General features: G+C 73.2%; 22 protein-coding genes. 8 read left to right on the top strand and 14 right to left on the bottom strand.

Annotation, left to right across the window (positions count from 1 at the left end; translation table 11 throughout):
- Positions 1-13: 13 nt before the first annotated feature.
- Positions 14-1,066, bottom strand: a complete 1,053-nt coding sequence (locus tag GXW83_RS14850; protein WP_182443566.1) for an SGNH/GDSL hydrolase family protein — start codon at positions 1,064-1,066, stop codon at positions 14-16.
- 137 nt (positions 1,067-1,203) lie between these two features.
- Here GXW83_RS14850 and GXW83_RS34850 point away from each other — a divergent pair, with 137 nt between their 5' ends.
- Complete coding sequence (locus GXW83_RS34850) at positions 1,204-1,326, top strand: hypothetical protein (RefSeq protein WP_255431297.1); 123 nt, start codon at positions 1,204-1,206, stop codon at positions 1,324-1,326.
- Positions 1,319-1,882, top strand: a complete 564-nt coding sequence (locus GXW83_RS14845; protein WP_182443563.1) for a thymidine kinase — start codon at positions 1,319-1,321, stop codon at positions 1,880-1,882. Before GXW83_RS34850 ends, GXW83_RS14845 begins: the two co-directional genes overlap by 8 nt.
- A 102-nt stretch (positions 1,883-1,984) precedes the next feature.
- Here the strand turns inward: GXW83_RS14845 and GXW83_RS14840 are convergent, their stop codons facing one another.
- The 3 genes from GXW83_RS14840 to GXW83_RS14830 all read right to left on the bottom strand — a co-directional run bounded on the left by GXW83_RS14840 (position 1,985) and on the right by GXW83_RS14830 (position 3,743).
- Positions 1,985-2,731, bottom strand: a complete 747-nt coding sequence (locus GXW83_RS14840; protein WP_182443561.1) for a class I SAM-dependent methyltransferase — start codon at positions 2,729-2,731, stop codon at positions 1,985-1,987.
- An 87-nt stretch (positions 2,732-2,818) separates the two neighbouring features.
- Positions 2,819-3,523 (bottom strand): DUF2637 domain-containing protein, encoded by a 705-nt coding sequence (locus GXW83_RS14835; RefSeq protein WP_182443560.1) that lies wholly within the window; start codon positions 3,521-3,523, stop codon positions 2,819-2,821.
- On the bottom strand, positions 3,516-3,743 hold the full coding sequence (locus GXW83_RS14830) for a hypothetical protein (protein ID WP_182443558.1): 228 nt from the start codon (positions 3,741-3,743) through the stop codon (positions 3,516-3,518). The genes GXW83_RS14835 and GXW83_RS14830 overlap by 8 nt, the downstream gene beginning before the upstream one ends.
- A gap of 430 nt (positions 3,744-4,173) precedes the next feature.
- On the opposite strand from GXW83_RS14830, the gene GXW83_RS14825 reads away from it, so the two are divergent.
- On the top strand, positions 4,174-5,451 hold the full coding sequence (locus GXW83_RS14825; RefSeq protein WP_182443556.1) for a transposase: 1,278 nt from the start codon (positions 4,174-4,176) through the stop codon (positions 5,449-5,451).
- A gap of 113 nt (positions 5,452-5,564) precedes the next feature.
- On the opposite strand, the gene GXW83_RS14820 is transcribed toward GXW83_RS14825, so the two are convergent.
- From GXW83_RS14820 to GXW83_RS14800, 5 genes are all read right to left on the bottom strand, one after another.
- Entirely contained in the window at positions 5,565-6,269 is a 705-nt protein-coding gene (locus GXW83_RS14820; protein ID WP_182443554.1) for a hypothetical protein, read from the bottom strand.
- Positions 6,270-6,431: 162 nt separating this feature from the next.
- Positions 6,432-7,826, bottom strand: a complete 1,395-nt coding sequence (locus tag GXW83_RS14815; protein WP_182443552.1) for a HAMP domain-containing sensor histidine kinase — start codon at positions 7,824-7,826, stop codon at positions 6,432-6,434.
- Positions 7,823-8,518, bottom strand: coding sequence for a response regulator transcription factor (locus GXW83_RS14810; protein ID WP_182443550.1), 696 nt, complete (start codon positions 8,516-8,518; stop codon positions 7,823-7,825). Before GXW83_RS14810 ends, GXW83_RS14815 begins: the two co-directional genes overlap by 4 nt.
- 47 nt (positions 8,519-8,565) lie before the next feature.
- Positions 8,566-9,180 carry a hypothetical protein gene (locus GXW83_RS14805; RefSeq protein WP_182443548.1) on the bottom strand — a complete coding sequence of 205 codons (615 nt, stop codon included), beginning with the start codon at positions 9,178-9,180 and terminating at the stop codon, positions 8,566-8,568.
- A 296-nt stretch (positions 9,181-9,476) separates the two neighbouring features.
- Entirely contained in the window at positions 9,477-10,523 is a 1,047-nt protein-coding gene (locus tag GXW83_RS14800; protein ID WP_182443546.1) for a zinc-dependent alcohol dehydrogenase family protein, read from the bottom strand.
- Between the two features lie 190 nt (positions 10,524-10,713).
- Between GXW83_RS14800 and GXW83_RS14795 the strand changes: the two genes are divergently transcribed.
- Both GXW83_RS14795 and GXW83_RS14790 read left to right on the top strand, forming a co-directional pair.
- Entirely contained in the window at positions 10,714-11,388 is a 675-nt protein-coding gene (locus GXW83_RS14795; protein WP_182443544.1) for a pyridoxamine 5'-phosphate oxidase family protein, read from the top strand.
- Between the two features lie 204 nt (positions 11,389-11,592).
- Positions 11,593-12,459, top strand: coding sequence for a universal stress protein (locus GXW83_RS14790; RefSeq protein WP_182443542.1), 867 nt, complete (start codon positions 11,593-11,595; stop codon positions 12,457-12,459).
- Positions 12,460-12,530: 71 nt separating this feature from the next.
- On the opposite strand, the gene GXW83_RS14785 is transcribed toward GXW83_RS14790, so the two are convergent.
- The 3 genes from GXW83_RS14785 to GXW83_RS14775 form a co-directional block, all read right to left on the bottom strand.
- On the bottom strand, positions 12,531-12,890 hold the full coding sequence (locus GXW83_RS14785; protein ID WP_182443540.1) for a hypothetical protein: 360 nt from the start codon (positions 12,888-12,890) through the stop codon (positions 12,531-12,533).
- A gap of 240 nt (positions 12,891-13,130) precedes the next feature.
- Positions 13,131-13,589 (bottom strand): hypothetical protein, encoded by a 459-nt coding sequence (locus GXW83_RS34000; protein WP_225446989.1) that lies wholly within the window; start codon positions 13,587-13,589, stop codon positions 13,131-13,133.
- 125 nt (positions 13,590-13,714) lie between these two features.
- Positions 13,715-15,166, bottom strand: a complete 1,452-nt coding sequence (locus GXW83_RS14775) for a hypothetical protein (RefSeq protein WP_182443538.1) — start codon at positions 15,164-15,166, stop codon at positions 13,715-13,717.
- 158 nt (positions 15,167-15,324) lie between these two features.
- On the opposite strand from GXW83_RS14775, the gene GXW83_RS14770 reads away from it, so the two are divergent.
- From GXW83_RS14770 to GXW83_RS14760, 3 genes are all read left to right on the top strand, one after another.
- A complete protein-coding gene (locus GXW83_RS14770) occupies positions 15,325-17,184 on the top strand; it encodes a hypothetical protein (protein WP_182443536.1) in 1,860 nt (619 codons plus the stop codon).
- A gap of 76 nt (positions 17,185-17,260) precedes the next feature.
- Positions 17,261-17,554 (top strand): WXG100 family type VII secretion target, encoded by a 294-nt coding sequence (locus tag GXW83_RS14765; RefSeq protein ID WP_182443534.1) that lies wholly within the window; start codon positions 17,261-17,263, stop codon positions 17,552-17,554.
- A 58-nt stretch (positions 17,555-17,612) separates the two neighbouring features.
- Positions 17,613-22,010: an FtsK/SpoIIIE domain-containing protein gene (locus GXW83_RS14760; RefSeq protein WP_182447317.1), complete on the top strand. Its 4,398-nt coding sequence runs from the start codon at positions 17,613-17,615 to the stop codon at positions 22,008-22,010.
- Between the two features lie 84 nt (positions 22,011-22,094).
- Here the strand turns inward: GXW83_RS14760 and GXW83_RS14755 are convergent, their stop codons facing one another.
- Positions 22,095-22,691 carry a hypothetical protein gene (locus tag GXW83_RS14755; RefSeq protein WP_182443531.1) on the bottom strand — a complete coding sequence of 199 codons (597 nt, stop codon included), beginning with the start codon at positions 22,689-22,691 and terminating at the stop codon, positions 22,095-22,097.
- Complete coding sequence (locus GXW83_RS14750; RefSeq protein ID WP_182443529.1) at positions 22,688-22,984, bottom strand: hypothetical protein; 297 nt, start codon at positions 22,982-22,984, stop codon at positions 22,688-22,690. The genes GXW83_RS14755 and GXW83_RS14750 overlap by 4 nt, the downstream gene beginning before the upstream one ends.
- Between the last annotated feature and the right edge of the window lie 46 nt (positions 22,985-23,030).

Raw genomic sequence — 23,030 nt, 5'->3', positions numbered from 1 at the left:
CCGGCCGCTGCGGTCAGCGGCGGCCCGGGCCTGCCGGGACCGCCCGGAGCGAGGCGAAGGCGGCCGCGACCTGGCGTGCCTGGTTGTCCGCGCCGAGGGCGTTGGGGTGGACGAAGGTGCAGGCCTCGCCGGTGCCCGGGATCTCCTGGCAGAGCTCGGACGGCGGATCGGTCTGGGTGCCGTCGCCGGTGAGGTCGTCCTTGACCCCGTACATCCACTTCTGCTCGCCGGTCTGGCAGACCCCGTGGCCGACGCTGGAGCTGTAGGTGTCGACATAGGTCGCGCCGTGCTCGTCGGCCTGCTCCCTGATCAGCCCGTTGAGTTCGCGTTCCAGGCTGTCCAGCCAGGGCATGTCGCCCTTGGCGACGGTGCCGAGCTGGCGGAAGTTGCCCCAGGTACAGCCGGTGCTGTTGGGGACGATGGCCGGGTAGCCGACGACCGCGACCTTGGCGCGGGGCGAGCGGTCGTGGATCGAGACCATCATCTCGCTGAACTCGCGGTCGAGTTGGCTGAACTTCTCGGCCAGCCAGGCCCGGCCGTCGCCCTGGGTGTAGTAGTTGGTGCAGGGTGTTCCGAAGCCGAGGGTGCCCAGGCCGCGCTCCAGGCACTCGGTGACGATGGTCCCGAAGCCGAGGGTGTTGCCGCCGATGCCGACACTGACGTAGTCGGTGTCGTGGCGCAGCGCGTCCAGCTGGGCCGGGCGCTCCCGCCAGCCGCCCGGCGGCGGGATCGACGGCGGGCCGTAGAGCTTGGACGCCGGCTGCGGGCGCAGGATTCCTTCCTCCACCTCGGCCGCGCCGCAGGTGACGTCGTGGAGTTCCAGGCCCAGCCGTTCGGCGACCTGGTGCGGGTAGTTGCGGTACGAGCGCCCGCAGCCGTCGCTGTCCTCCCACGGGCGGACGAACACATTGGCGCTGTACGAGTCACCGAGGGCCACATAGCCGGCCGGTCGTCTCACGGCGGCCTGGGCCGCCGTCGACGGGGCGAGGCCGGTGAGGGTGGCGGCGAGTGCCGTGGCCGCCGCGAGCGACGCCCTGAGCGGGACCGGCAGACGCAATCCTGACATGCGGATTCCCTTCGTATAGGAACGATCTGCGCGCAGAGTATGCAGGTGCGTACGCTGAGTCAATGAGTTCCCACACAGGCCCACTCCAAGGAGTGAGGCGGCCGCCCGGCTCCACCGGGGCCGTGGAGCAGCCGCTCATGATCAACCTTATGATGGAGGGCAACGAGAACAAGGAGCAGCACGCCATGCACTTCATCCCGCGCCCCGCGTTGCAGGCCGTCCGTGCGGCCGACAGCGCAGCGATGTCGTTCCATGAGTGAGCTGGTCGCGTTCCTGGGGCTGATGGACTCGGGCAAGTCCGCACTGGCGCTCCAGATGAACCACTCCCTCGGCGGCGAAGGCGTCCTGCTGACCAGCGGGAGCCGGGACGGCGAGGGGCTCATCTCCTCCCGTGTCGGGCTCCGGGCTCCGGCCTTCGAGGTGAGTGCGGATCTGGACCTGTACGACCTCCTGGCGGCCATCACCGACGGCAAGCGGCCCCAGTACGTCATCGCCGACGAGGTGCAGTTCTACACCGAGAAGCAGGTGAACCACCTGGCCGACGCCGTGGACGGGCTCGACCTCTCGGTGTACGCCTTCGGGCTCCGCACCGACTTCCGAGGCGAGCTGTTCCCCGGCTCGAAGCGGCTGCTGGAGCTGGCGGACCGCGTCGAGAACCTGCCGGTGAAGACGCTGTGCTGGTGCGGCCGTGAAGCCACCCACACCGCCCGGGTCCGCGACGGCGTGATGATTCACACCGGCGATCTGGTCGAGGTCGGCGACATGGACTCCTACCAGAACCTCTGCCGCAGGCACCACCGCGCGGGCCTGGCCTGACCGGCACCCCCCGCCGCCGCCGTTACGTCTTCCGTGGGAGCGACCTCGACCTCCGCTCGTCGGCGACGGCAGGCGGCCCGGCCCGAAGAACCTGCGGCCGGGTCAGCTGGCTTGCAGGACGAAGAAGAGGAAGCAGAGGAAGCGCGGCTTGGCCGCGATCTCCTCGGGGAACAGCTCGCGGGCGGCCGGATCCGGGTCCGGCTCGCTGATGGCCGTGATCACGAAGCCCGCCGAGGCGAAGGCCTCGACCATCGCATGCAGCGGCCGGTGCCAGATGCTCATCAGCTGGCTCCGGCCGCCGATGTTCCACTCATCCACCCAGTTGGTGGTGTCGAAGTAGCTGTAGTCGGCCTCGCGCCCGGCCAGGCGGTGCATGAGGTGGATCGCAAAGGGGTGCTCGACGGACGCGATCAGCCGACCGCCGGGCTTGAGCACGCGCCGCAGCTCGGCCAGGGCCGGCCCCCAGTCCTCCAGGTAGTGCAGCACCAGCGACGCGACCACGTCGTCGAAGGCGTCGTCCGGATAGGGAAGCGGGCTGCCCAGGTCGGCCACCCGCAGGTCCGCGCCGTCGCCGAGCCGCCGCCGGGCCAGCTCCACCATGCCGGCGCTCGCGTCGAAGCCACTCACCAGGGCGCCACGCTCGCGCAGGACAGCGGACAGCGGCCCGGAGCCGCAGCCGGCGTCGAGGATCCGTCGGCCGGCCACGTCTCCGGCGAGGGCCAGCATTGCGGGCCGCTCGTAGTGGGCGTTGATGAGGTTGGACTCGTTCTCGGTCGAGTACGCCTCGGCGAAGCTGTCGTAGTCGTTGACGGTGGGGTTCAGCTGCTCCTGCTGCTCTGCGGACATCATGGTGCTGGAGACGGATGCCGCCTCAGTCCGGTTCCTGCACAGGGCAACCGCACAGCAGCCCCCGGCGCGGTCAGGTGCTCCCGACGCTCAGCGATGTGCTCCCGGTCCGGCCCTCCGGCCCTGGGGCCGCAGCGCGCCCGGGCGGGTGGTGAGCTGGCGGGTGAGCTGGTGCACGCAGACCCCGGCCGTGATCGGGGGCAGACCGGCAACGATGATGTCGCAGACCCCTCGGGGGACGTCGGCGACACACAGCCCGGTCGCCAGGCCGGTGAACAGCACCACCACGACCCAGGAGTGGAAGGGCCGTCGGCCCTGGAGGGCGGCGCGCAGGACCGAGAGGCACCCCGCGAGCCACGGTCCGTCGACGATGATCGGCCACAGGTGCGACAGCCCCCGCGGCGCCCGCGTGAACGCGATGTCGCGCAGCGGACCGTAGGAGAGCGCGCCGCCGAGCAGGCACACGACAGTGGCCGTCAGGGCCATCAGCACTCCGGACAGCAGGCCGAGGATGCGCGGCCAGGCCGCCGGGGGACGTTCGGGTCGTCGGTGCCGGGAAGGCCGCCGACCGGAGGCGTCGGGCGGGGGGTCATCGACCGGCGCGCGCGGGCGCGGGACGAACACCCGCTCGTAGTCCCAGGTCGGGGCCTCCGGGTAGAAGCCGTGGACGACGTGGGGTGCGGGCGGCTCCCCCTGCAGCTGGTCCCACTGCTCGGAGGCTGTTCCCGGACGGTGGGCACCAGCCCACGGCTCGTCGCTCGACGGCGGGAAGTAGCCGCTCATCCGGTCATGCACGCAGGCTCCCGGGACGGTCGGCGGTCGACGGTCTCTCGGCGCGGGCGGCAGTCGTCCCCCCGGGCGGCGGCGCGGTGTCGAGCGGCACCGAAGGGGGCCCGAGGCGGACGGCGAGGTCGTCCTCCAGCTGCTGGATCCTGCGGACGAAGTCGGCGAGCACGGTTGAGGAGTGCGACAGGACGACCTGCTCGTCCTGGCACGTCAGGTAGCCGGCGTCCACCTCTCCTTCGGCGTTCCTCCGCTCAGGGACGAACAGCCACCTCCCCAGCCTGGCGGTCGGGTCCGGAGGCGGCGGGGCGTACGGCTGGCGCGTTGAAGTCATGTCTCATCAACGAGGAATCGGCCGACCGGTATGTACCGCTTAAGGGTTTCCTTCTATATTTCTGATCCCTTGGCGCTCTCTGAAATTACCCGGGGGTGGCGCACGGGGGTGGTATTTCACAGGCTCGCGCAGAAATGTCCGATGCCTTGATCCTTCCATAGTTCCCGGGGATGACGCTCGTTCAAAATCCCCAACCAAAAGGGAGAGCAGAAACGATTCTTCCCTTTTCCTCCAGCAGGGCTTCGTGCTATGTTTCCGGCTTTCCCTTGGCATATGCCCCCATGTCGCCGTGCGGGGCGCCGACCGCACCCGCGAGGAGAGCTCTCTCTTGCTGAGCTGGGACGAATACACGGAGGCCGTCGAGCTGCGCCGGCAGGGGTGGTCCATCGCCCGGATCGCCCAGCGCCTGGGCCGGGACCGCAAGACGGTCAGGTCCTACCTGGCCGGCGAACGGACCCCGGGGAGCCGCCGCCCCGTGCAAGACGATGCCCTGCGGTTCCTGCCCTACTGCCGTCTACGTCTGGAGGAGGATCCCCATCTTCCGGCAGCCACCCTCTTCGACGAGATCACCAGCCTCGGCTATCCGGGCGGCTACTCGACGTTCACCCGCGCGCTGCGAAGACACCACGTCCGGCCCCCGTGCGAACGCTGCCAGGCGAGGACCTCTTACGGAGACAGCTCTGGCACCCCTCAACCGGCCGGTGAGGCCATCCAGTTCGACTGGCTGGAACTCCCCGGGCCGCCCCCGGCATGGGGCTGCGGCAGCCGAGCGCACATGCTGCTGGGCCTCACCCGCTCCGGGCGTTGGCGCGGAGCGCTGGCCGAGACCGAGGAACTGCCCCACCTGGTCGAGGCCATGGACCATGTGATGCGGCGTCTGGGCGGCAGCCCGCGCTGCTGGCAGTTCGACCGGATGCCCGCCGTGTACTGTCAGCGCACCGAGCGGGCGACGCCCGAGTTCGCCGAGGTCGCCGATTACTACGGTGTGCAGGTGGAGTTCTGCCCGCAGGACGCCCCCCGACGCGCGGAGTGCTTGACGCTCCGCCATCTCGCCCACCGGTGGTGGGCTGCAGTGGCAGAGGACGCCGTTCCCCAGGACGCACAGAACACCCTCGACCAGGTCGCCGCACATATGGACCTGCACTGCCGATCAGCCGACGCCACGGATGACGCGTCGACCGCCACCGACGGGCTGCGGCAGCTTCCCGCCCAACCGTTCCCGGTCCAGGTCCGCGCCGAACGAGTCGTCTCCCCGCAGAGCCTGGTCCACTTCCGTGGCAACTCCTACGCACTGCCGCACCACCTGCCCGGCGCTGTCGTGGAGGTCCGCCACCGCCTGGACGAGACCCATCTGTCCATCGCCACAGCCGGCGGCGCCGTCATAGCGCGCTACCGGATCGCGCCCCGAGGAGCAGGCCTCCAGGTCGCCAAGGGCGCCACCATCACCCTCGATCGCCACGCGAACACCCCCGCCACGCACCCCGAGCCCTGTCGACGCAGAAAGCGACGGCCGACAGCGAAGAACCCACCGACCGCAACCGACGACACCTGCCCACCGGGCCAGGCACCACCGCTCGCACCCCCACCCCCTGCACAGGCCACGTGACAGGCTACGAGCCGGGTATCAGTCTTCCTCGTCGTGAAACGCTGGTGACGGTCTCCGGCACGTAAGCGGCGACGGTCTTCCCGGATGCGTCCACCACCCGCACGCCGAGCGGGTCAGCCCGCCTGATGCTGGGCTCCGGTGTGGACGCGCCGGTCGTGGTGGTGCGAGGCTCCGGCCCACTGGGAGGCAAGTGGCGCGCCCAGGAGGGCGACGGTCAGTCCGAGGGCGATGGAGCCGGCCAGCAGTGCCCAGCGGACCGGGGCGCCGCCGGGCTGCGGCTCGCCGTGCCGGGCGGGCCTGCGGCGCAGGTCGGCGGCGATCAGCCGGGGCAGTCGCCAGACGTAGGCCAGGACATGCACGGTCATCACGGCGGCCCAGGCGACGAAGCTTGCCTTGTGCAGCAGGAGCAGCGGAAACGGGCCGATCCTGTCGTCGGTGCCGAGCAGGCCGAGGGCGACGCCGGTGCCCACCACCGTGACACTGGTGATCACCACGAACGGCCCGAGAAGCCTCAGCAGGGGCATGGGCGGCCCCTTGCGCCGGTACGCGGGAGCCCCCGTGTAGTAGCGGGTGAACCGGTAGAGCGTGGAGCCGAGCTTGAGCAGGACCGGGCCGACGAGCAGGAACCCCAGGAAGTAGTGCCAGGTCAGCAGGCGGGTGAGGGAGAGGATGGTGACGCCCTCGGCGGCGAAGAGGACCAGCAGCACCGCGCCGGTGGCGGCGGTGAGCCGTTCGTTGCCCTCCGGGCCGGTGTCCTGCCCGGGCGCCGGAGCCCGGTGGAGGCGGGGCTGTGCCGCGTCACTGCCGAGGGAGGGCATGAAGGGTCCTTTCGCAGGTGCCGGGCTGCCATGCAGCAAGCAGTCTGGCCCTACGGGTCCTAAGAACCGGTTCAGACGGGTACGGGCGGCCCCCGGCCGGTCAGGAAGGGCCACCATGGCCAGGACCGGGCGAAGGATCGCCGCTCGGAGCGGGGTCGGCGGTCAGTCCGGGGGCTGTTGCCGGCTGCCGCTCCGGCTGTGGCCGGGCCGTCGGCGCGGGAGGTCCAGGACCACGGTCAGGCCGCCGCCCGGGGTGTCCTCCAGCCGGGCGGCGCCGCCGTTGGCTGTGACCAGGCGGTGCACGATGGCCAGCCCCAGCCCGGTACCGCCCGCCTCCGGATTGCCGAACCGTCGGAACGCGGACTGCTGCGCCCGGGAGGTCATCCCGGGGCCGTTGTCCACCACGCGCAGTTCCACCGCCGCCTGACCGGCCAGCCCCGAGGTGGCCGCCGCCTCGATCCGCACCGCACCGCCCTCGGGGACCGCGTCCAGGGCGTTCGCCACCAGGTTGTCCAGCACCTGCTCCAGGTCGCCGGCCCCCAGGGAGACCGTCTGCCCCTGCCCGCCGTGGGCGGACAGCGAGACTCCGCGCTCGGCGGCCACCGGCTCCCAGGCGGCCAGCCGTTCGGCCACCGCCGCGTCCACCGGCACCGGGACCGGCGTGGGCACCGTGCTCTCCGCCCTGGCGACCGCCAGCAGCCCGTCCACCAGCCGCGACAGCCGGGCGATCTCCTCCTGCGCCCCCGCCAGCTCCTGCAGCGCGTCCCCGTCGACGTCCCCGGCCAGCAGGTCCAGGCGCAGCCGCAGCGCGGCCAGCGGTGTCCGCAGCTGGTGCGAGACGTCGGCCAGCACCGTGCGGTGTCCGTGCACCAGGGCCTCGGTGCGGGCCGCCATGGTGTTGAACGTCGCCGCCAGCCGGCGCACCTCCTGCGGCCCCTGGCCGGCCTGCGCCCTGACCTCCAGCGCCCCCTCCCCCAGCCGCTGGGCGGCCTCGTCCACCGCGTGCAGCGGGCTGCCGACCCAGCGGGCCAGCCGGACGGAGACGAAGGTGCCCGCGAGCAGCCCGAGCACGGCGATCAGCGCGAGCCACCCCCAGACGGCCCAGATCCGGTCGTTCAGCGGATCGACGGACCGCACCAGCAGGGTCACCCCGGAGACGTCCTGGATGTCGCCGACCGGCGTGGCGACCGTGAGCCGGTCGCCGGTCCGCTCGCTGCTGGTCCGCGGGTGCGCGAGGGTGGCCGCGACCAGGCCGGGGACGTCGCCGGTCGCCTCCCGGCACGGGGTCCGGGCCACCACGCGTGCGGCGGAGTCGTAGACGACCGCGCAGTCGCCCCTGGCCCCGGCCGCTGCCAGGAGCTGGAGCATCGAGGTGTCGGACCGGTGGTCGGACAGGGTCTCCTCGGCGGCTGCCGCCACCTGTTGGGCGTCCGCCTGGGCGGAGGCGCGGAACGAGGTCTCCTCCCGGGCCTCGAGCAGCACGCCGAGCGGGACCACGGCCAGCGTCAGCAGCACGGTGACCAGGGCCAGCACGGTCAGGGCGATCCGCCGGGTCACGGGCGGCCGACGGGGTCGCTCAGCCGGAAGCCCCGGCCGTAGACCGTCTCCACCAGCCCGGGGACGCCCAACTTGCGGCGCAGCGCGGCCATGTGGACGTCGAGCACCTTGGTGGGCCCGTACCAGTGGGCGTCCCAGGCGCGTTCCAGGATCTCCTGGCGGGTCACCACCCGGCCCGGGTCGACCGCCAGGCACTCCAGGATGTCGAACTCCTTGGGCGTCAGTACGATTTCCTGCCCGGCAATGCTGACCTTGCGGGTGCGCGGATCGACCGACAGCGGGCCGCACTGCAGGAGTTCGGGGACCTGCGGACGGGTCCGGCGCAGGACCGCGCGGACCCGCGCGAGGAGTTCGGCCAGGCCGAACGGTTTGACGAGGTAGTCGTCGGCGCCCTCGTCCAGGGCCGAGACGCGGTCGCCCTCCTCGCCCCGGGCGGTGACCACGATGACGGCCGCGTCCGAGCGGCGGCGCAGCAGCCGGCAGACCTCGACCCCGTCCAGGTCGGGCAGTCCCAGGTCGAGCAGCACCAGATCCGGGACGGGTTCGGCCGCCAGGGCGGCCCGGCCGGTGTCGACGCTGCGGGCGGCGTAGCCGTCCCGCTCCAGCCCGCGCACCAGCGAGCGGGCGATTCCGGCATCGTCCTCGACCACCAGCACTCGAACCTTCACCGTGTCCACGTCCGTCTCCTGCATGGCGCCAGGGTAGGCGACCGGGTGGGCGCGGCGCCGAGCCGGTTTCCTCAGCTCGCCGGTGCGGGCGAGGTGTGTGCGGCGCGGCGGCGGATCTCGTCGGGGGTCGGCCCGGCCAGCCATGCGAACCTGCCGAGCCTGGGGCGCAGGCGGCTGTCCAGGCTCCAGGTCGACCCCGCGTACGCGTGCAGCAGCGCCAGCGAGGCGAAGATGTAGGCGACCGAGGGGCCGACGTCCGTGATCCCGGGCGTGTTCCAGGGCAGCCCGAACGCCTCGGCGCTGGACCAGATGCCGAACGAGTAGACGGCGCTGCCGACGAAGACCAGGTTGCTGAAGACGCCGAGGACCAGGCCCAGGGCGATGAGCGTCTCGATGACGGCGGTCCCGACGGCGAAGGCCCCGGGCGCGGAGGTGGCCGCGCCGTGCCACACCTGAATCCACTGGTGGATCACCGGGGTGTGCACCGAACTGCCGCTCCCCAGTTCGTCGGAGAGGGTCTGCCCGTGCACGAATCCCGGCAGCCATTTGAAGGACGCGTCGATCGCCCAGATCAGCCCGAAGCCGATCCGTACCACCGCCGCCCGGTGCAGCCTGCCCGTCTCGGTGCCGGACAGGGCCGCTCCACCACCCCGGGCCCGCGGGCCGAATTCCGCTTGTGTCGCCATGCTGGACTCCTCGCATGCGTGATGACGAGCCGCGTTCACCGGTGCACATCGGCGGCCCTCCGATTTCCGCGATCCGCTCATGCGGTCGGCGGTTCGGCCGGGACGAGCAAAGCAGGATTGGCATGCATGAGTCAATGCTTTTCGGGAATTCCCGACTCCGGGAATTCCTAAGAAGTGACTAAGGCAGCAGGTAATGGCGGTGATTGCACCGGGAGCAGAGACGGGAATTATTCGACACCGGGTCGCGGGCAGTTTCGACCGGTGTCGAATCATCCGCCGGGCGGCGGGCGGCGCCGTCAGTCCGCGACGAGTACGGCGGCTCCGGTCACCCGGTCGGCGGCGAGGTCGGCCAGGGCGGTGTCCGCGTCGCCCATGGCGTAGCGCTGGACGTGGACGGCGGGGGGCCGGGCGGCGGTTTCGGCGAGGTAGGCGCGGCCGTCGTCGCGGGTGTTGGCGGTGACGCTGCGCAGGGTGCGCTCCTGGAAGAGCTGCCGGTCGTAGTTGAGGGCGGGTATGTCGGTGAGGTGGATACCGGCCACGGCCAGTGTTCCTCCCCGGTCCAGGGCGGCGAGCGCCACCGGCACCAGATCCCCGACCGGCGCGAAGAGGATGGCCGCGTCCAGCGGCTCGGGCGGGGCGTCGTAGGCTCCGCGGGCGGAGGCCGCGCCCAGGTCGAGGGCCAGGCGCCGGGCATCCGCCGCCCGGGTGAGCACGTGGACGGTCGCACCGCGGCCCAGCGCCAGCTGGGCGGTCAGGTGGGCCGAGGCGCCGAAGCCGTAGAGCCCGAGCCTGCCGCCGGGCGGCAGCTCGGCCCGCTCCAGCGCGCGGTAGCCGATGATGCCCGCGCACAGCAGCGGGGCCAGCTGTTCGTCGGGAACCCCGTCGGGAAGGCGGTAGCTGAAGCGGGCGTCGACCACGGCGTGGCCGGCGTAGCCACCGTGGCGGTCCCAGCCGGTGTAGCGGGATCCGGGGCACAGGTTCTCCCGGTCGGAGCGGCAGTAGCGGCAGCTCCCGCAGGTGCTCGCCAGCCAGGCCGCGCCGAGCCGGTCCCCGGGCGCCCAGCCGTCCGCGCCGGGACCGGCCCGCTCCACCCGGCCCACGATCTCGTGGCCCGGTGTGCACTGCGGCAGGTGCGGCGCCAGGTCGCCCTCGGCCAGGTGCAGGTCGGTGCGGCAGACTCCACAGGCGGTCACCCGCACCAGCAACTCCCCCGGCCCGGGCTCGGCGACCTGCCGCTCCACCCGGACCAGCGGACGCCCGGCGATCGGCCCGGGACGTTCCACCACCCAGGCCGTCGTCGTCACAGCTGCCGTTGCTGCCGCGCCGGTTCCGGTCGCCACCATGGTCCGGCTCCTTTCCTGACGGGATTGCCTCCTCCCATGGTGCGCGCGATCAGGGCCGGGTGAAGGGTGACCGGTCGGCCCTCGGACCGGGCCGTTCGGCCCTGGCCGAACGGGGCGTGCCGCAGGATGCTGGTGGGGCCGGAGTGCAGAACCCAGAGTGCAGAGAACACAGTGCGCGGAGGTGGCGGACGTGAGCATCAACCACAGGCATACCGACAGCGCCCCGGGCCAGGTCGGCGGCCTCGCCCGGAGAATCGAACTGCGGCGCAGGCAGCTGGGGCTGACCCACGAGGGCCTGGCCGCCCGGGCCCGGATGGCCCCGCGCTATCTGCTCTACCTCGCCGAGACCGAGGGGGAGTTCGATCCGGACGCCTTCCAGCGGGTGGCCACCGCGTTGGAGCTCAGTACCGCCGACCTGCTCGACGAGCGCGCCGACGCGCCACCGGGGCGAAGCCCGGCCGCACCTCATCCGGGATCGATGAAACTCAGCCCGCGTGCGTGCTGGGACCGGCTGGGCACCCACGGCATCGGCCGGATCGGCCTGTCCACGGCCTCGGGGCCGGCCATCATCCCGGTCAACTACACGGTCGACGACCGCACCGTCGTCTTCCGGACGGCTGCCGACAGCGGGACCGCCGCCACCGTGGACACGGAGGTGGCGTTCGAGGTCGACCTCGTGGACGAGCGCCTGAGCGAAGGCTGGAGTGTGCTGATCGTCGGCCGGGCCGAACACGTCGGCGAACCCGCCGCCCTCAGGCGACTGGCCGAGGCCCCCGGCGCCGCCCCGTGGGCGGGCGGCAGGCGGGACCTGGTGATCCGCGTGGTACCGACCCGGATCACCGGTCGGCTCGTCTACGCGGCATAGCGCCTCAGGCCCCCTCCCCCGGCGCGATCCGCAGCTGCGGTGGGCCGGGAGAGCGCGCAGACTCGAAGAGGGGGACGACCACGAGGTGGTCCGGCAAGGGCTTCGCGCCCTGGGGGTGGTGGAGCCCGGCCTGGACGTGGTGGGCGAAGCCGAGACCCGCGCTCAGCCGGCAGCCCGGATACCGGAACTGCAGAAGGAGTCACGATGGAGTCACCCGTGCTTGCCGCAGTCGACGGGTCGGAGGAGAGCGTCCATGCCGCGTCGTGGGCGGCCGACGATGCGGTGCGCCGCGCGGCACCGCTTCGCCTGCTGCACGCGGGCCTCTGGTTGGACCAGCGTCCGATCGACGGCGGTCGCGGCGACGACGTCCAGGGAGAGGCTCGGCAGATGCTTGCCGACGTGGCGAAGACGCTTCTGTCGAACCACCCCGGGCTGGACATCGACACCCGTCTGATCCACCACGACTCCGTCGAGGGACTGGTGTCGGCCGCTGCCGACGGTCAGCTGCTGGTGCTCGGCTCGCGCGGGCTCGGCGGGTTCGTCGGACTGCTGGTCGGATCGGTGAGCCTGGCCGTGTCCGCCCGGGCCGAGACGCCCACGGTCGTGGTGCGCCCCGAGCACGGTGGAGCGGAGCCGTCCGGTGGCGAGGTCGTCCTCGGCGTGGACACGAAGGCCGCGGCCGACCGACTGCTCGAATTCGCCTTTGCGGAGGCCGCACTGCGCGGCTCCCGGCTCCGGGTGGTGCACGGCTGGAACCTGCCGCCCACCGGCTCCTCACTCGGCTGGGTGATTCCGCCGCCGAGCCTGGGCGCGGACGTGGAGAAGGCGGAGGCGGAGGAGCTCGGCCGACTGCTCCAGCCCTGGCGGGAGCGGTTCCCCGGGATCGACGTCATCGAGGACGTGCGCTTCGGCGGGGGCGCGCGTGCCCTGGTCGAGGTCTCCGGCGGAGTCGGCCTGGTGGTCGTCGGGCGGCGCACGCGCACCCACCAGGCCGGCTGGCACCTGGGACCGGTGGCGCACGCCGTCCTGCACCACGCCAAGGCGCCGGTCGCCGTGGTACCGCATCCGTAGACGGCTACGATGACCGGCGATCATCATGAGCCTTTGAATTCCCCAGCCCCCTGCGCCCTGTCGGCGGCGGGTTATGCCTGGGCGAAGCGCCAGGAGCCGGAGTTGTTGTCCCGGTTGGAGTAGTCGTTGGTGTAGACACCGTGCAGCCCGGTGGCCGGCGCGGGGGCGAGGCCCATGGTTTCCAGCCAGCCTCCGTTGGGCGGCCCGTAGTTGCTGAGGATGTGCACCACGTCCCCGGCCCGGAGGGCGCCGTCCTGGGGCGAGGAGGTCTCGGCGAACAGGAACCACAGGCCGCTGTCGCCGTCGCGGCTCGGGGTCGGCGCCGTGGAGACGCCGTACTTGCCGGAGCTGTAGCCTGCGGCCGTACTCACGTCGCGGTAGGTCGGGGTGTTGTACTGGCTTGCCAGGTGGACGAGGTCTCCCGAGGCCACCGTTTCGCCGTCCGCCTTGCTGCTCGCGGAGGATTTTCCAGGTGCCGCTGAGGGAGTCGCGCGTGGCGGTCGCATCCGTGTCGACCCCGTAGACGGAACCCGAGGTCCCCCCGGGCCCGTTGACCTCCAGGTAGCCTCCCGTCCAGTCGGCGTAGCCGTTCTGCAGGGTGACCGCGACCCCGTACCTCTGCTCATTGGCCATGACTCTGCTTTTCCTTCCCGCCTGGGCACATGGTTTGTCTACGCACTCAGGAGATTACGCAACACCCGGAAGACCGTGCCGCCGGGCCGGATCAGCACGGGCGGCCAGGTCGTGGCACAGGCGCCGTCGCAGTTGGACTTCGACGGGGAGGAGGTGTCCTTGTCGAAGCGGTACAGCGTGAACCCGGCGCCGTTGAGGACGACCGGGTTGAGGGTGCCGGCAGCGCCGACGCTGAGCTGGACCCACTTCATCGCCGCCGGAGTGTTGTCGGCGCCCTGGTGGAAGTCGCCGGTGTCGGCGGGGGCGTTGTTGCTCAGGGCGGTTCCGGGCGCGAAGTCCAGCGCCGGGGCGAGCAGGGCGGGGGCGGAACCGCCTGCGGCGGGGGCGCTGGGCCGGGCGGCCGGGGCGGCCGCGCCCGACGAGGAACCGCAACCGGTCAGGAGGACCGCTCCGGCCGCCAGCGAGGCGACGAGGAGGGTGACACGACTTCTGATCATCTGTCTTTTCTCTTGCTTTCCAAGGGAGTTGCTTGCAGAGCCGGGCGTGAGATCGCGCTCGGCTGCTGTCCCGAGTCACACGGTCCGGGTGCTGGAAGCGTTCAACGGACCTGCACGCGGGTGGCTCAGGCGGGCACGGTGAGCCGGGTGTTGAGGATCGGGAGCTCCACGCCGCCCCTGGCGTCGGCGTGCCAGCGCCAGTGGGCGCCCTCGGCCTCACCGCACACCAGCCCGGTCCACCCCGCGCCGCCGGGGCCGCACAGCGCGGCCAGCTCGGCGGCCTCGCGCTCGCCCGGCGGCTCCGCCAGCACGACCAGGCCCTGGACCGGCTGCCGGGCGGCGGCGCCCAGGACGGTCCCGCGCACCGGCGTGGGGCGGCCGTTCGGGTCCGGCACGACGCCGGTCACCGGCCGCAGGCCGGAGGGCAGCGGGATCAGCGCGCCGCTGCGGGTGCCCAGCACCGTCACCGGGGTGTCCGGTCGGCTGCGGGCGGTCTCGGCCAGCAGGTTGCGGACCACGTCGCGGGCGACGGCCCGGTCGCCGGTCACGCTGAGCACCCCGTCCAGACGGCTCAGGTCCACGAAGACCGGCTCGCCCTCGGCGTCGGTGCCGACGCGCACCAGGCAGGCCGCCGGATCGCCCGGGCGCAGCGAGTCGTCGGCGCTCTCGGGGCGGCGCCAACGGGTGCCGTCGACGCTGTGCCAGGGGACCTCCAGGGCCTCGGCCGCGGGCAGCCAGACCGTCACCCCGTCCGGGTCGAGCTGCAGCGCGTGCACCGACGGCCTGGGGCGCTCCCCCGGCGCGGTGAACTCGCCGAGTGCGCCATGGGCCCGGCGGACGGAGGCGGCGTCCGCCGCGAACTGCCGACCGATCCGGGCCCGGGCCTTGGTGCGGCGCCTGCGTGCGAACGGCTCCCCTAGCGCGGCGACGGCACGTCCGAGCGCGGCCAGCGCCCGGCGCAGCCGCCGCCGGGCCACGATCGCCGCCGTCACCAGGGCCAGCAGCACCGCTCCGAGCAGCGCCAGCACGGCGGCCGGGGGCAGGGACAGGACCGTGGTCGTGCCCCGCGTGGCGCGGGCGGTGCCGGTGGAGGCGCTTCGCGCGGCGGTGCTGCTTCCCGCGCCGGCCGAGGGCGACGCCCCGCCCTGACCCGCTCCGGCCGTGCCGGACTCCCGGGCCAGCTGGACGCCCGGGCCGGAGGCGTCGGGCGGCAGCCGCAGGATCCATCCCGGGTGCAGCTGCTGGTCCGGGCTGGTCAGCGCGCTGCCGTCGGCCTGGGTCAGCCCCTGGTTGAGGGTGAACACCTCACCGGCCCGGGACGGGTCGCCCAGGGTGCCGGCGGCGATGGACGACAGGGTCGCGGGGGCACCCCCGGTCTGCGCCGGATCCGGCACCACGAACACCTTGACCAGGTCGCCGCTTCCGCTTCCGGCCGCGGTCGCCGGGGCCGCCGTGGCGGCTGCCGCCCCGAGCGCCAGCAACAGGACCGCGACCACGCGCAGGACGGCCCCCGCGATCCGTTGTGCGGTCCATGTTATCGGCGGGACCGCTGCTGCGGCTCCGGCTCCCTTGCTCATCTTCACCCCTGGTATCGGCCCGTGGCACGGGCTCTGTGCACCCTCCACACGGAACCGCTCCGGCGAATGTTCACCGTTCGCGTGAACGTTGCAGGGCCCGTCCCCCGTGTAGGGGGTCGAACACACAGCGGACACCGCCCCCGGGGGAACCACGACTCATGGCACGGCAGCACTCCAGTCCGGCGGACTTCCAGCTCGTCGGCTTGGACACCGACCCCACCCCGGGCGATCCCGACCTCATCCAGGGCGTCATCCAGCGCTACCGCGACATCGGCGACGCCGCCGAGAGGGCACTGACCCTCATCAGGAAGGACGGCGCCATCTCCCAGGGCACCGGCTCGGCGATGAACGCCCTGAGGAACAAGATCGGCGACGACCTGCCCGGCAAGCTCGACAAGACGGCCACCTCGTACCACGACGCGGCCCAGGCGTACACGGACTACATCCCCAAGCTGCAGGACGCGCAGGCGACCTTCGATCAGGCGGTCGACCAGGCCCAATCCGCGTCGGCGCGGGCGAACCAGCAGGCCCCGAACCTCGGACCGGACCCGACCGACCAGGAGAAGGACGCCGCGCGCACGGCGCAGAACTCCATCTCCGAGGGGCAGCAGGCGCTGTCGGCGGCCAAGGGCCTGGCCCAGCAGGCCAAGGCGGCGCGTGAGGCCGCCCAGCGGGCGTGTGCGGACGTGCTGGACCGGGCGGCGAGCGAGGCGATTCCGGAGCGGAGCCTGTTCCAGAAGATCAGCGACTTCTTCAAGGACTTCCCGTTCGTACAGATCCTGCTGGGCCTGCTGATCGCGGTCGTCGCGGTGTTCTTCCCGATCGCCGGGGCACTGCTGGGGGCCGCGCTGTTCGCCGTCACGCAAGTGTCGGCGATCGCCGGGGGAACGTTCAGCCTGGGCGAGTTCCTGGTCGGACTGGTCGGACTGGTTCCCGGCGGTTCGCTGCTGAAGGCGGGCGGGGGCGCCGCCGAGGCCGGTCTCGACGTAGCCGAGAAGGCCGTCCCGGCGGCCACGAAGGCTGCGGACGGCAGCATCGCCCACGGTGTCGGCGGCTCCCTGGGCACAACCAGGAGCGTCGGTTCGGTCCTCAAGGGGACGACCGGGAAGGTCCTCAAGGGCGCGGCGATCCACGCGGCCACCGGCTCCGCCAAGGAGGCGGCCGGCGAGGAGATCGACGGCAAGCCGCTGGACGCCGGCGCCATCATCGGCGCGGGCGTCGGCGGAGCCGTCTCCGGCGGCGGCAAGGCGCTGGACACCGCCGGCAAGTTCGGCAAGGGCGTGTTCTCGCGGGCCGCAGGGGACGCTGCCGTCGGCTTCGGCTCGGACGCGTCCAAGACCGCCACCGCCGAGGGCGTGGACGGCCAGTCGCTGGACGCCGGCGCGATCATCGGCGCGGGGCTGACCGGCGCGGCCTCGGGCGCAGCCGGAGCACTGCGCCCGCAGAAGCCCGCAGCAGCGGCAGCAGCAGCGCCTGGCGGGAGCGGCAGCCCCGGCGGGAGCGGGAGCGGCTCCGGCGGGGGCGGGAGCGGCTCCGGCGGGGGCGGCAACCTGGGGAGCGGCAGCGGCGGGAGCAGCGGGAGCGGCGGGAGCAATCCCGGCGGGAGCGGCAGCGGCGGGAGCGGCAGCGAGAGCAGCAGTCCCAGCGGGAGCAGCACCAGCGGGAGCAGCACCGGCGGGGGCGCCGACGGCGTTGGCGGTTCGATTCCTACCAAGATCAGCGGCAGCGGAACGACGCACGTCCTGCCCGCCGCCTCCGGGCCGAGCCCGCAACAGGACCCGGCGGAGGAGCCGCACGCCGCCACCGCAGTGCCGTCCAGCACCGACAACCCGGTCACCGCCAGCCCGGCGGACGCCGACGCAACGCACGAGCCGTCCGCCTCCGTCGGGCACCCGGGCGAGGGCCGACCGGACGAAGCCGTGCGGCCGGAACCGGCCCCGCAGACCGGCCAGGCCGCGCCGACCGGTCGGGCCGCGCCCGCCTTTCCCCGCAAGGGGTCGACCGCCGGGCGCGGTTGAGGCCACCGAACGTCCACCCCGCCGGGGTGGAGTGCCCCACCCACCATCCGATGCACCACCAGCAAGGAGTACCACCGTGCCCGATTTCAAGGTCAACTCGGACGAGACCGCCTCGACCTCGCAGGCCCTGCTCAACGACTTCTCCCAGCTCCAGGACAAGCTGACCGAGGTCAAGGGGAAGATCTCCAACCTGCTGGCCAACGGCTACACCACGCCCGCCGCCCAGCAGAAGTTCTCGCCGTTCTTCGACGAGTTCGCCAAGGGCTTCGACCAGGTCAACCAGGGGCTCCAGGGCATCGGCCAGTACGTGAAGTCGGTCGGTGACGCCTTCTCGCAGACCGACGAGCAGCTGGGCTCCAACCTCAGCTGACCCCGAGAGCCGACCGCACCGCAGCAGACCGACAGGAAGAGACGAGAGAACCGTGCGACTGAACGTCAGCGTTCGTGACCCGCAGGCCGAGGGGGTGTCCACAGCCGTCGTCATCGACACCGAGCCCTCCGCACGCGCGGGCCTGTTCGCGGCGGAGCTGGCGCGCGCTGTCGGGCTGGCGGAGGCGGGGCCGGGCGGTGCGGAGCCGGCCCTGTACATCGGCTCCCGGTGGGTCGATCCGGCGGACACGCTCCAGGCGGCCGGGCTGCGGGACGGCATGGACCTCGGGCTCGGCGCCCCCGTACCGACCGGGCCCGAGCCCGAGGGCCGGACCGAGGTCCGGGTGGTGTCCGGCGCCGGGGCGGGCACCGCCTTCCGGCTGGTGCCGGGCGACTACGACATCGGCAGCGGCGGCGCCCGGATCCGGCTGGCCCCGGGCGCCCCGGCGCGCGCGGCCCGGGTCCGGGTCCGGCTGGACGGCACGGCCGAACTGTTCGACGCGGACGGCGCCCGGCTGGACAGCAGACCGGTGGCCGGCCCGACCGCCTGGCAGGAGGGCAGCCAGCTGGCGGTCGGCGACATCCTGCTGGAGCTGACGTCCCGGCAGTCCGCCCGGGCGCCGCTGACCCCGGCCGCCGACGGCCTGGGGCTGGAGTTCAACCGCCCGCCGAGGTTCCTGCCCGCCGCCGCGGGCGGGAAGTTCCGGCTGCCCACGCCGCCGGTGAGGCCGGACAAGCGGCCGGTCCCGCTGCTGCCGATCCTGCTGCTGCCCGCCGCCACCGCCGTGGTCACCATCCTCACCACCAAGAGCTGGCTCTTCGTCTTCATCGCCCTGCTGTCGCCGATCGGCGCGCTGTTCACCCAGTTCGGCGGACGCAAGCAGGCGATGCTGAAGTACCTGGAGCAGAAGAAGGAGTACGAGGAGGTCCTGGCCCGGCTGAACGCCGACATCGACGCGGCCGTCCTGGAGGAGCAGCACCGGCTGCGGCTCTCCCTGCCGGACCCGGCCTCGCTGCTGCAGATGGCGGCCCAGCCCTCCGAGCGGCTGTGGGAACGGCGCTGGCAGGACCCGGACTTCCTCTCGGTGCGGGTCGGCACGGCCGACCTGCCGTCGTCGCTGAGCGTCGACGACCCCACCCAGGACGAGCACCGGCGCACCAGCGTGCCGCAGCTCGACCAGGTGCCGGTGTCGGTGGCGCTGCGCCGGGCCGGGGTGGCCGGGCTGGCCGGCCCCGGCGCGACCCGGCTGGCCGGGTGGATCGCCGCCCAGGCCGCCTCCCTGCACAGCCCGACGGATCTGCGGATCGTGGTCCTGGCCGGTCCGGACGGGGAACGCGACTGGTCCTGGACCCGCTGGCTGCCGCACACCCAGGCGCAGGGCGAGGACGCGTACTCGCTGGTGGGCAGCACCACCGACTCGCTGGCCCGGCGGATCGGCGAGCTGGGCCAACTGGTGCAGACCCGTGCCGCCGCCGGGCCGGAGGCGGCGCGCGGCGGCGTCAACGGCTCGCCGGACGTGCTGGTGGTGCTGGAGCAGGCCCGCCGGGCCCGGTCGCTGCCGGGCGTGGTGGCGCTGCTGCGGGACGGGCCCGCGGTGGGCGTCTACACCGTCTGCATCGACCGCGAGGAGCGGCTGCTGCCGGAGGAGTGCGGCGCGGTGGTGCTCACCGACGCCGACGCCCCGGGGATGTCCCGGGTCCGGTCCGGCTCGGGGGCGCCGCTGCGCGGGGTACGCACCGACTCGCCGGAGCCCGAGTGGTACGAGGCGCTGGCCCGGGCGCTGGCGCCGCTGCGCGGGGTCGGCGACAGCGACGAGAGCGCCCTGCCCGGCTCGGTGCGGCTGCTGGACCTGCTGGGTCTGGAGCCGCCGACCGCCGAGGCGGTCGTGGCCGGGTGGTCGCTCGGCGGCCGCAGCACCCGGGCCGTGCTGGGCAGCGGCTACGACGGCGACTTCTCCGTCGACCTGGTCCGCGACGGGCCGCACGCGCTGATCGCGGGCACCACCGGATCGGGCAAGTCCGAGCTGCTGCAGACGCTGGTGGCGACCCTCGCGGTGGTGAACCGGCCGGACGAGATGACCTTCGTCCTGGTCGACTACAAGGGCGGCAGCGCCTTCGCCGAGTGCGCCGACCTGCCGCACACCGTCGGCCTGGTCACCGACCTGGACACCCACCTGGTGGAGCGGGCCCTGGTCTCGCTCGGCGCCGAACTGCGGCGACGGGAGGGCCAGTTGGCGGCGGCCGGGGCCAAGGACATCGAGGACTACCTGGACAAGCGGCGACGCGGCGGCGACACCCTGCCGCCACTGCCCCGACTGCTGCTGGTGATTGACGAGTTCGCCTCCATGGCAAGGGAGTTGCCGGACTTCATCACCGGTCTGGTCAACATCGCCCAGCGCGGCCGGTCGCTCGGCATCCACCTGGTGCTGGCCACCCAGCGCCCCGGCGGCGCGGTCACCCCCGACATCCGGGCCAACACCAACCTGCGGATCGCGCTGCGCACCACCGACGGTTCGGAGAGCCGCGACATCATCGACTCCGCCGACTCCGGCGACATCTCGCCCGGAACCCCGGGCCGCGCCTACGCCCGGCTCGGCCCGTCCGCGCTGCTGCCGTTCCAGGCCGGGCGGGTCGGCGGCCGACGCCCCGGGGACCAGGCCGCCGCCGAGGGCGCCGAAGCCGCCGAGGTACCGGTGCGGGCCGCCGCCGTGGGCTGGCGCGACCTGGGCGGGCCGCTGGTCGGCCACGCCGGCGGACGCTCCACCGGCCCGGCCGCGACCGGCGCCGTCACCGACCTGGCGGTACTGACCGGCGCCATCGCCCGGGCCGCCGAACTGGCCGGGGTGCAGCCGCAGCCCAGCCCCTGGCTGCCCGCGCTGCCCGAGGTGCTGGAGTGGACCGTGCCGTCCGCGCCGGCCCCCGCCGCCGAGCGGCAGGCGCTGCTGCCCGCCGTCGACTACGGCCTGGTGGACCTCCCGGCCTCGCAGACCCGCGCGCCGCTCACCTTCGACCTCGACCGCACCGGCCACCTGCACATCGTCGGCTCCCCGCGCAGCGGCCGCTCGCAGACCCTGCGCACCCTGGCCGCCGCGCTCGCCCAGGCCCACGGCGCGGACGACGTCCACCTGTACGGCATCGACTGCGGCAACGGCGCGTTGAACGCCCTGACCGGCCTGCCGCACTGCGGCGCGGTCGTGGACCGCAACCAGGTCGAGCGGCTGAGCCGGCTGCTGAACCGGCTCGGCGCCGAACTCACCGGCAGGCAGGGCGTCCTGGGCGCACGCGGCACCGCCGACCTGACCGAGCTGCGCCGCGGCCGGCCGCCGCAGGAGCGGCTGCCGCACATCGTGCTGATGGTGGACCGGTTCGAGGTGTTCGAGCGCGAGTTCACCGCCTACGACAACGGAAGCCTCATGGAGCAGCTGCTGCGGCTGCTCCGGGACGGCGCGGGCGTCGGCATCCACGTGGTGCTGGCCGGTGACCGGGTGCTGGGCAGCGGGCGCTTCTCCGGCACCACCGAGGAGAAGATCGTGCTGCGGCTGAACGACCGCCAGGACTACTCGTCCGTCGGCATCCCGACCAAGTCGGCGCCGACCGCGCCCGCCCCCGGACGCGGCATCCGCACCCGGGATCTGGCCGAGACGCAGATCGCGGTCCTCGGCGCCGACCTGTCCGGAAGCGCCCAGGCGCAGCTCCTGGCCGATCTCGGGAGGGCGCTGACCGAGCGCGAGGCCGCCGTCCCGGCCGACCGGCGACCGCTGTCGCTGGACCTGCTGCCGGACCGGATCGCCTTCGCCGACGCCGTCCGGCTGCCCGGCGCGCTCGGGGCGATGCGCCCGCTGATCGCGGTCGGCGGCGACACCCTCGGCACCCTGGGGCCCGACCTGGCGGACGTCCCGTCCTTCGTCGTCGCGGGGCCGCCGCGCACCGGGCGCAGCACCGTGCTGCTCACCGCCGCGCTGTCGCTGCTGTCCCAGGGCACCGGGGTGATCGTGCTGGCGCCCCGGCGCTCGCCGCTGCGGGAGCTGGACGGCAGGCCGGGCGTGGCCGCCGTGCTCACCGACGCGGAGGTGGGCGTGGCCGAGTTCCGCAAGGTCCTCGGCGAGGTGCCGGAGGCCAACGCGGTGATCCTGGTGGACGACGCGGAGCTGTTCATGGGCGCCGAGATCGAGCCCGATCTGGGGCTGCTGGCCCGGGGCGGGGCCGGCAACGGCTGGGGGCTGGTGGCGGCGGGCAACGCCGAGTCGCTGTCGCTGAGCCTGGGCGGCTGGGTCGGCCAGATGAAGCGGAACCGCACCGGCATGCTGCTCTCGCCGCAGGGCCTCGGCGACGGCGACATCATCGGCGTCAAGCTGACCCGGGGCCTGGTCGGGCGGGCGCCGCAGCCGGGCCGGGGGCTGCTGCACCTCGGCGACGGCGCGCCGGTCGCGGTGCAGGTGCCGCTGCCGGGCCTGTGACCGGGGCCCGGTAGCGCAGGCGGCGGCCGGGCGCGGTGCCCGACCGCTGCCCGACCGCCGACCCGGCGGCCGACCCGTGCCGGCTCAGCCGGGCAGGAACCGGAAGGTGCCGGTGATCGCGTCGAAGAGGTCGTACACCTCGTTCTGCAACGGCAGGTTGGGGCTGGCGAAGGTCACCACCAGGAAGTCCTCGGCGGTGCCCGGGACCGGCATCATCGTGTGCATGGTGAGCAGCTGCACCTCGATGTCGCCGGTCAGCCGGGTGGTCTCGGTCCCGGTCACCCGGGCCACGGTGCCGACCCGCGCCACCGCGGCCGAGGTGATCACCCGGTCCCGGGGCGCCTCGCCGGTCGCCGAGGAGACGCCGAGCCGCGCGGACAGCACCGGCAGCGTCAGCTCCGAGCCCGCGGGCGTGGTGACCGCGAAGACCATGCCGTACGCCAGGAACAGGCCGTCGTCGTAGAGGGTGGAGGTGCCGGACGCCAGCAGCGCGCCGTGCCTGCGGGCGGACCGGGCGAGCTCGCGGCCCTGCCGGAACATGTCGTTGATCCGGGCCTTCTCGCGCACGTCGGTGGTGGAGGCCAGGGCGGTGGCCCGGTTCCTGGCCAGGACCTCCCCGCTCAGGTCGATCTCGTCCCAGTGCTCGGGGATGTCCAGTACGAACCGCTGTGCGCCGCTCACTGGCCGCCCTGCCCTTCGTCGAGGTTCTGCGCGGCGTCCTGATCGGTCTTGGTGAAGGCGTCGAGGATGCTGCCGATGGCGTCCTTGACCGACTCCACCTGCTTCTGGAGCTGCTGCTTGCCGTCGTTCCACTTGTTCTCGAAGTTCTGCGCGGCGCCGCGGGACAGCTCCGGGCCGAACGCCGCGTCGAAGTCGAAGGTGTTGTGCCCGATGTCGATGAAGTCGTGCACAAAGCCGAGCATGCTCTGGGCTTCGAGCAGCTCGTCCCCGGGTATGTTCACGTCCTGAGCCATCCCGCCCCCTGTCTGTGGCGTCTGAGTGTCTGTGGCGTCTGGGGCC

It is taken from the genome of Streptacidiphilus sp. PB12-B1b (assembly GCF_014084125.1).
Classification (GTDB): domain Bacteria; phylum Actinomycetota; class Actinomycetes; order Streptomycetales; family Streptomycetaceae; genus Streptacidiphilus.
This window is presented reverse-complemented; position numbering and strand designations above follow the sequence as displayed.

Bases quoted from the DNA above. Each gene is read 5' to 3' on its own strand.
- GXW83_RS14850 (WP_182443566.1), bottom strand. From the start codon at position 1,066: ATGTCAGGATTGCGTCTGCCGGTCCCGCTCAGGGCGTCGCTCGCGGCG.
- GXW83_RS34850 (WP_255431297.1), top strand. From the start codon at position 1,204: ATGATCAACCTTATGATGGAGGGCAACGAGAACAAGGAGCAGCACGCC.
- GXW83_RS14845 (WP_182443563.1), top strand. From the start codon at position 1,319: ATGAGTGAGCTGGTCGCGTTCCTGGGGCTGATGGACTCGGGCAAGTCC.
- GXW83_RS14840 (WP_182443561.1), bottom strand. From the start codon at position 2,731: ATGATGTCCGCAGAGCAGCAGGAGCAGCTGAACCCCACCGTCAACGAC.
- GXW83_RS14820 (WP_182443554.1), bottom strand. From the start codon at position 6,269: ATGCCCTCCCTCGGCAGTGACGCGGCACAGCCCCGCCTCCACCGGGCT.
- GXW83_RS14810 (WP_182443550.1), bottom strand. From the start codon at position 8,518: ATGCAGGAGACGGACGTGGACACGGTGAAGGTTCGAGTGCTGGTGGTC.
- GXW83_RS14805 (WP_182443548.1), bottom strand. From the start codon at position 9,180: ATGGCGACACAAGCGGAATTCGGCCCGCGGGCCCGGGGTGGTGGAGCG.
- GXW83_RS14800 (WP_182443546.1), bottom strand. From the start codon at position 10,523: ATGGTGGCGACCGGAACCGGCGCGGCAGCAACGGCAGCTGTGACGACG.
- GXW83_RS14790 (WP_182443542.1), top strand. From the start codon at position 11,593: ATGGAGTCACCCGTGCTTGCCGCAGTCGACGGGTCGGAGGAGAGCGTC.
- GXW83_RS34000 (WP_225446989.1), bottom strand. From the start codon at position 13,589: ATGATCAGAAGTCGTGTCACCCTCCTCGTCGCCTCGCTGGCGGCCGGA.
- GXW83_RS14775 (WP_182443538.1), bottom strand. From the start codon at position 15,166: ATGAGCAAGGGAGCCGGAGCCGCAGCAGCGGTCCCGCCGATAACATGG.
- GXW83_RS14770 (WP_182443536.1), top strand. From the start codon at position 15,325: ATGGCACGGCAGCACTCCAGTCCGGCGGACTTCCAGCTCGTCGGCTTG.
- GXW83_RS14750 (WP_182443529.1), bottom strand. From the start codon at position 22,984: ATGGCTCAGGACGTGAACATACCCGGGGACGAGCTGCTCGAAGCCCAG.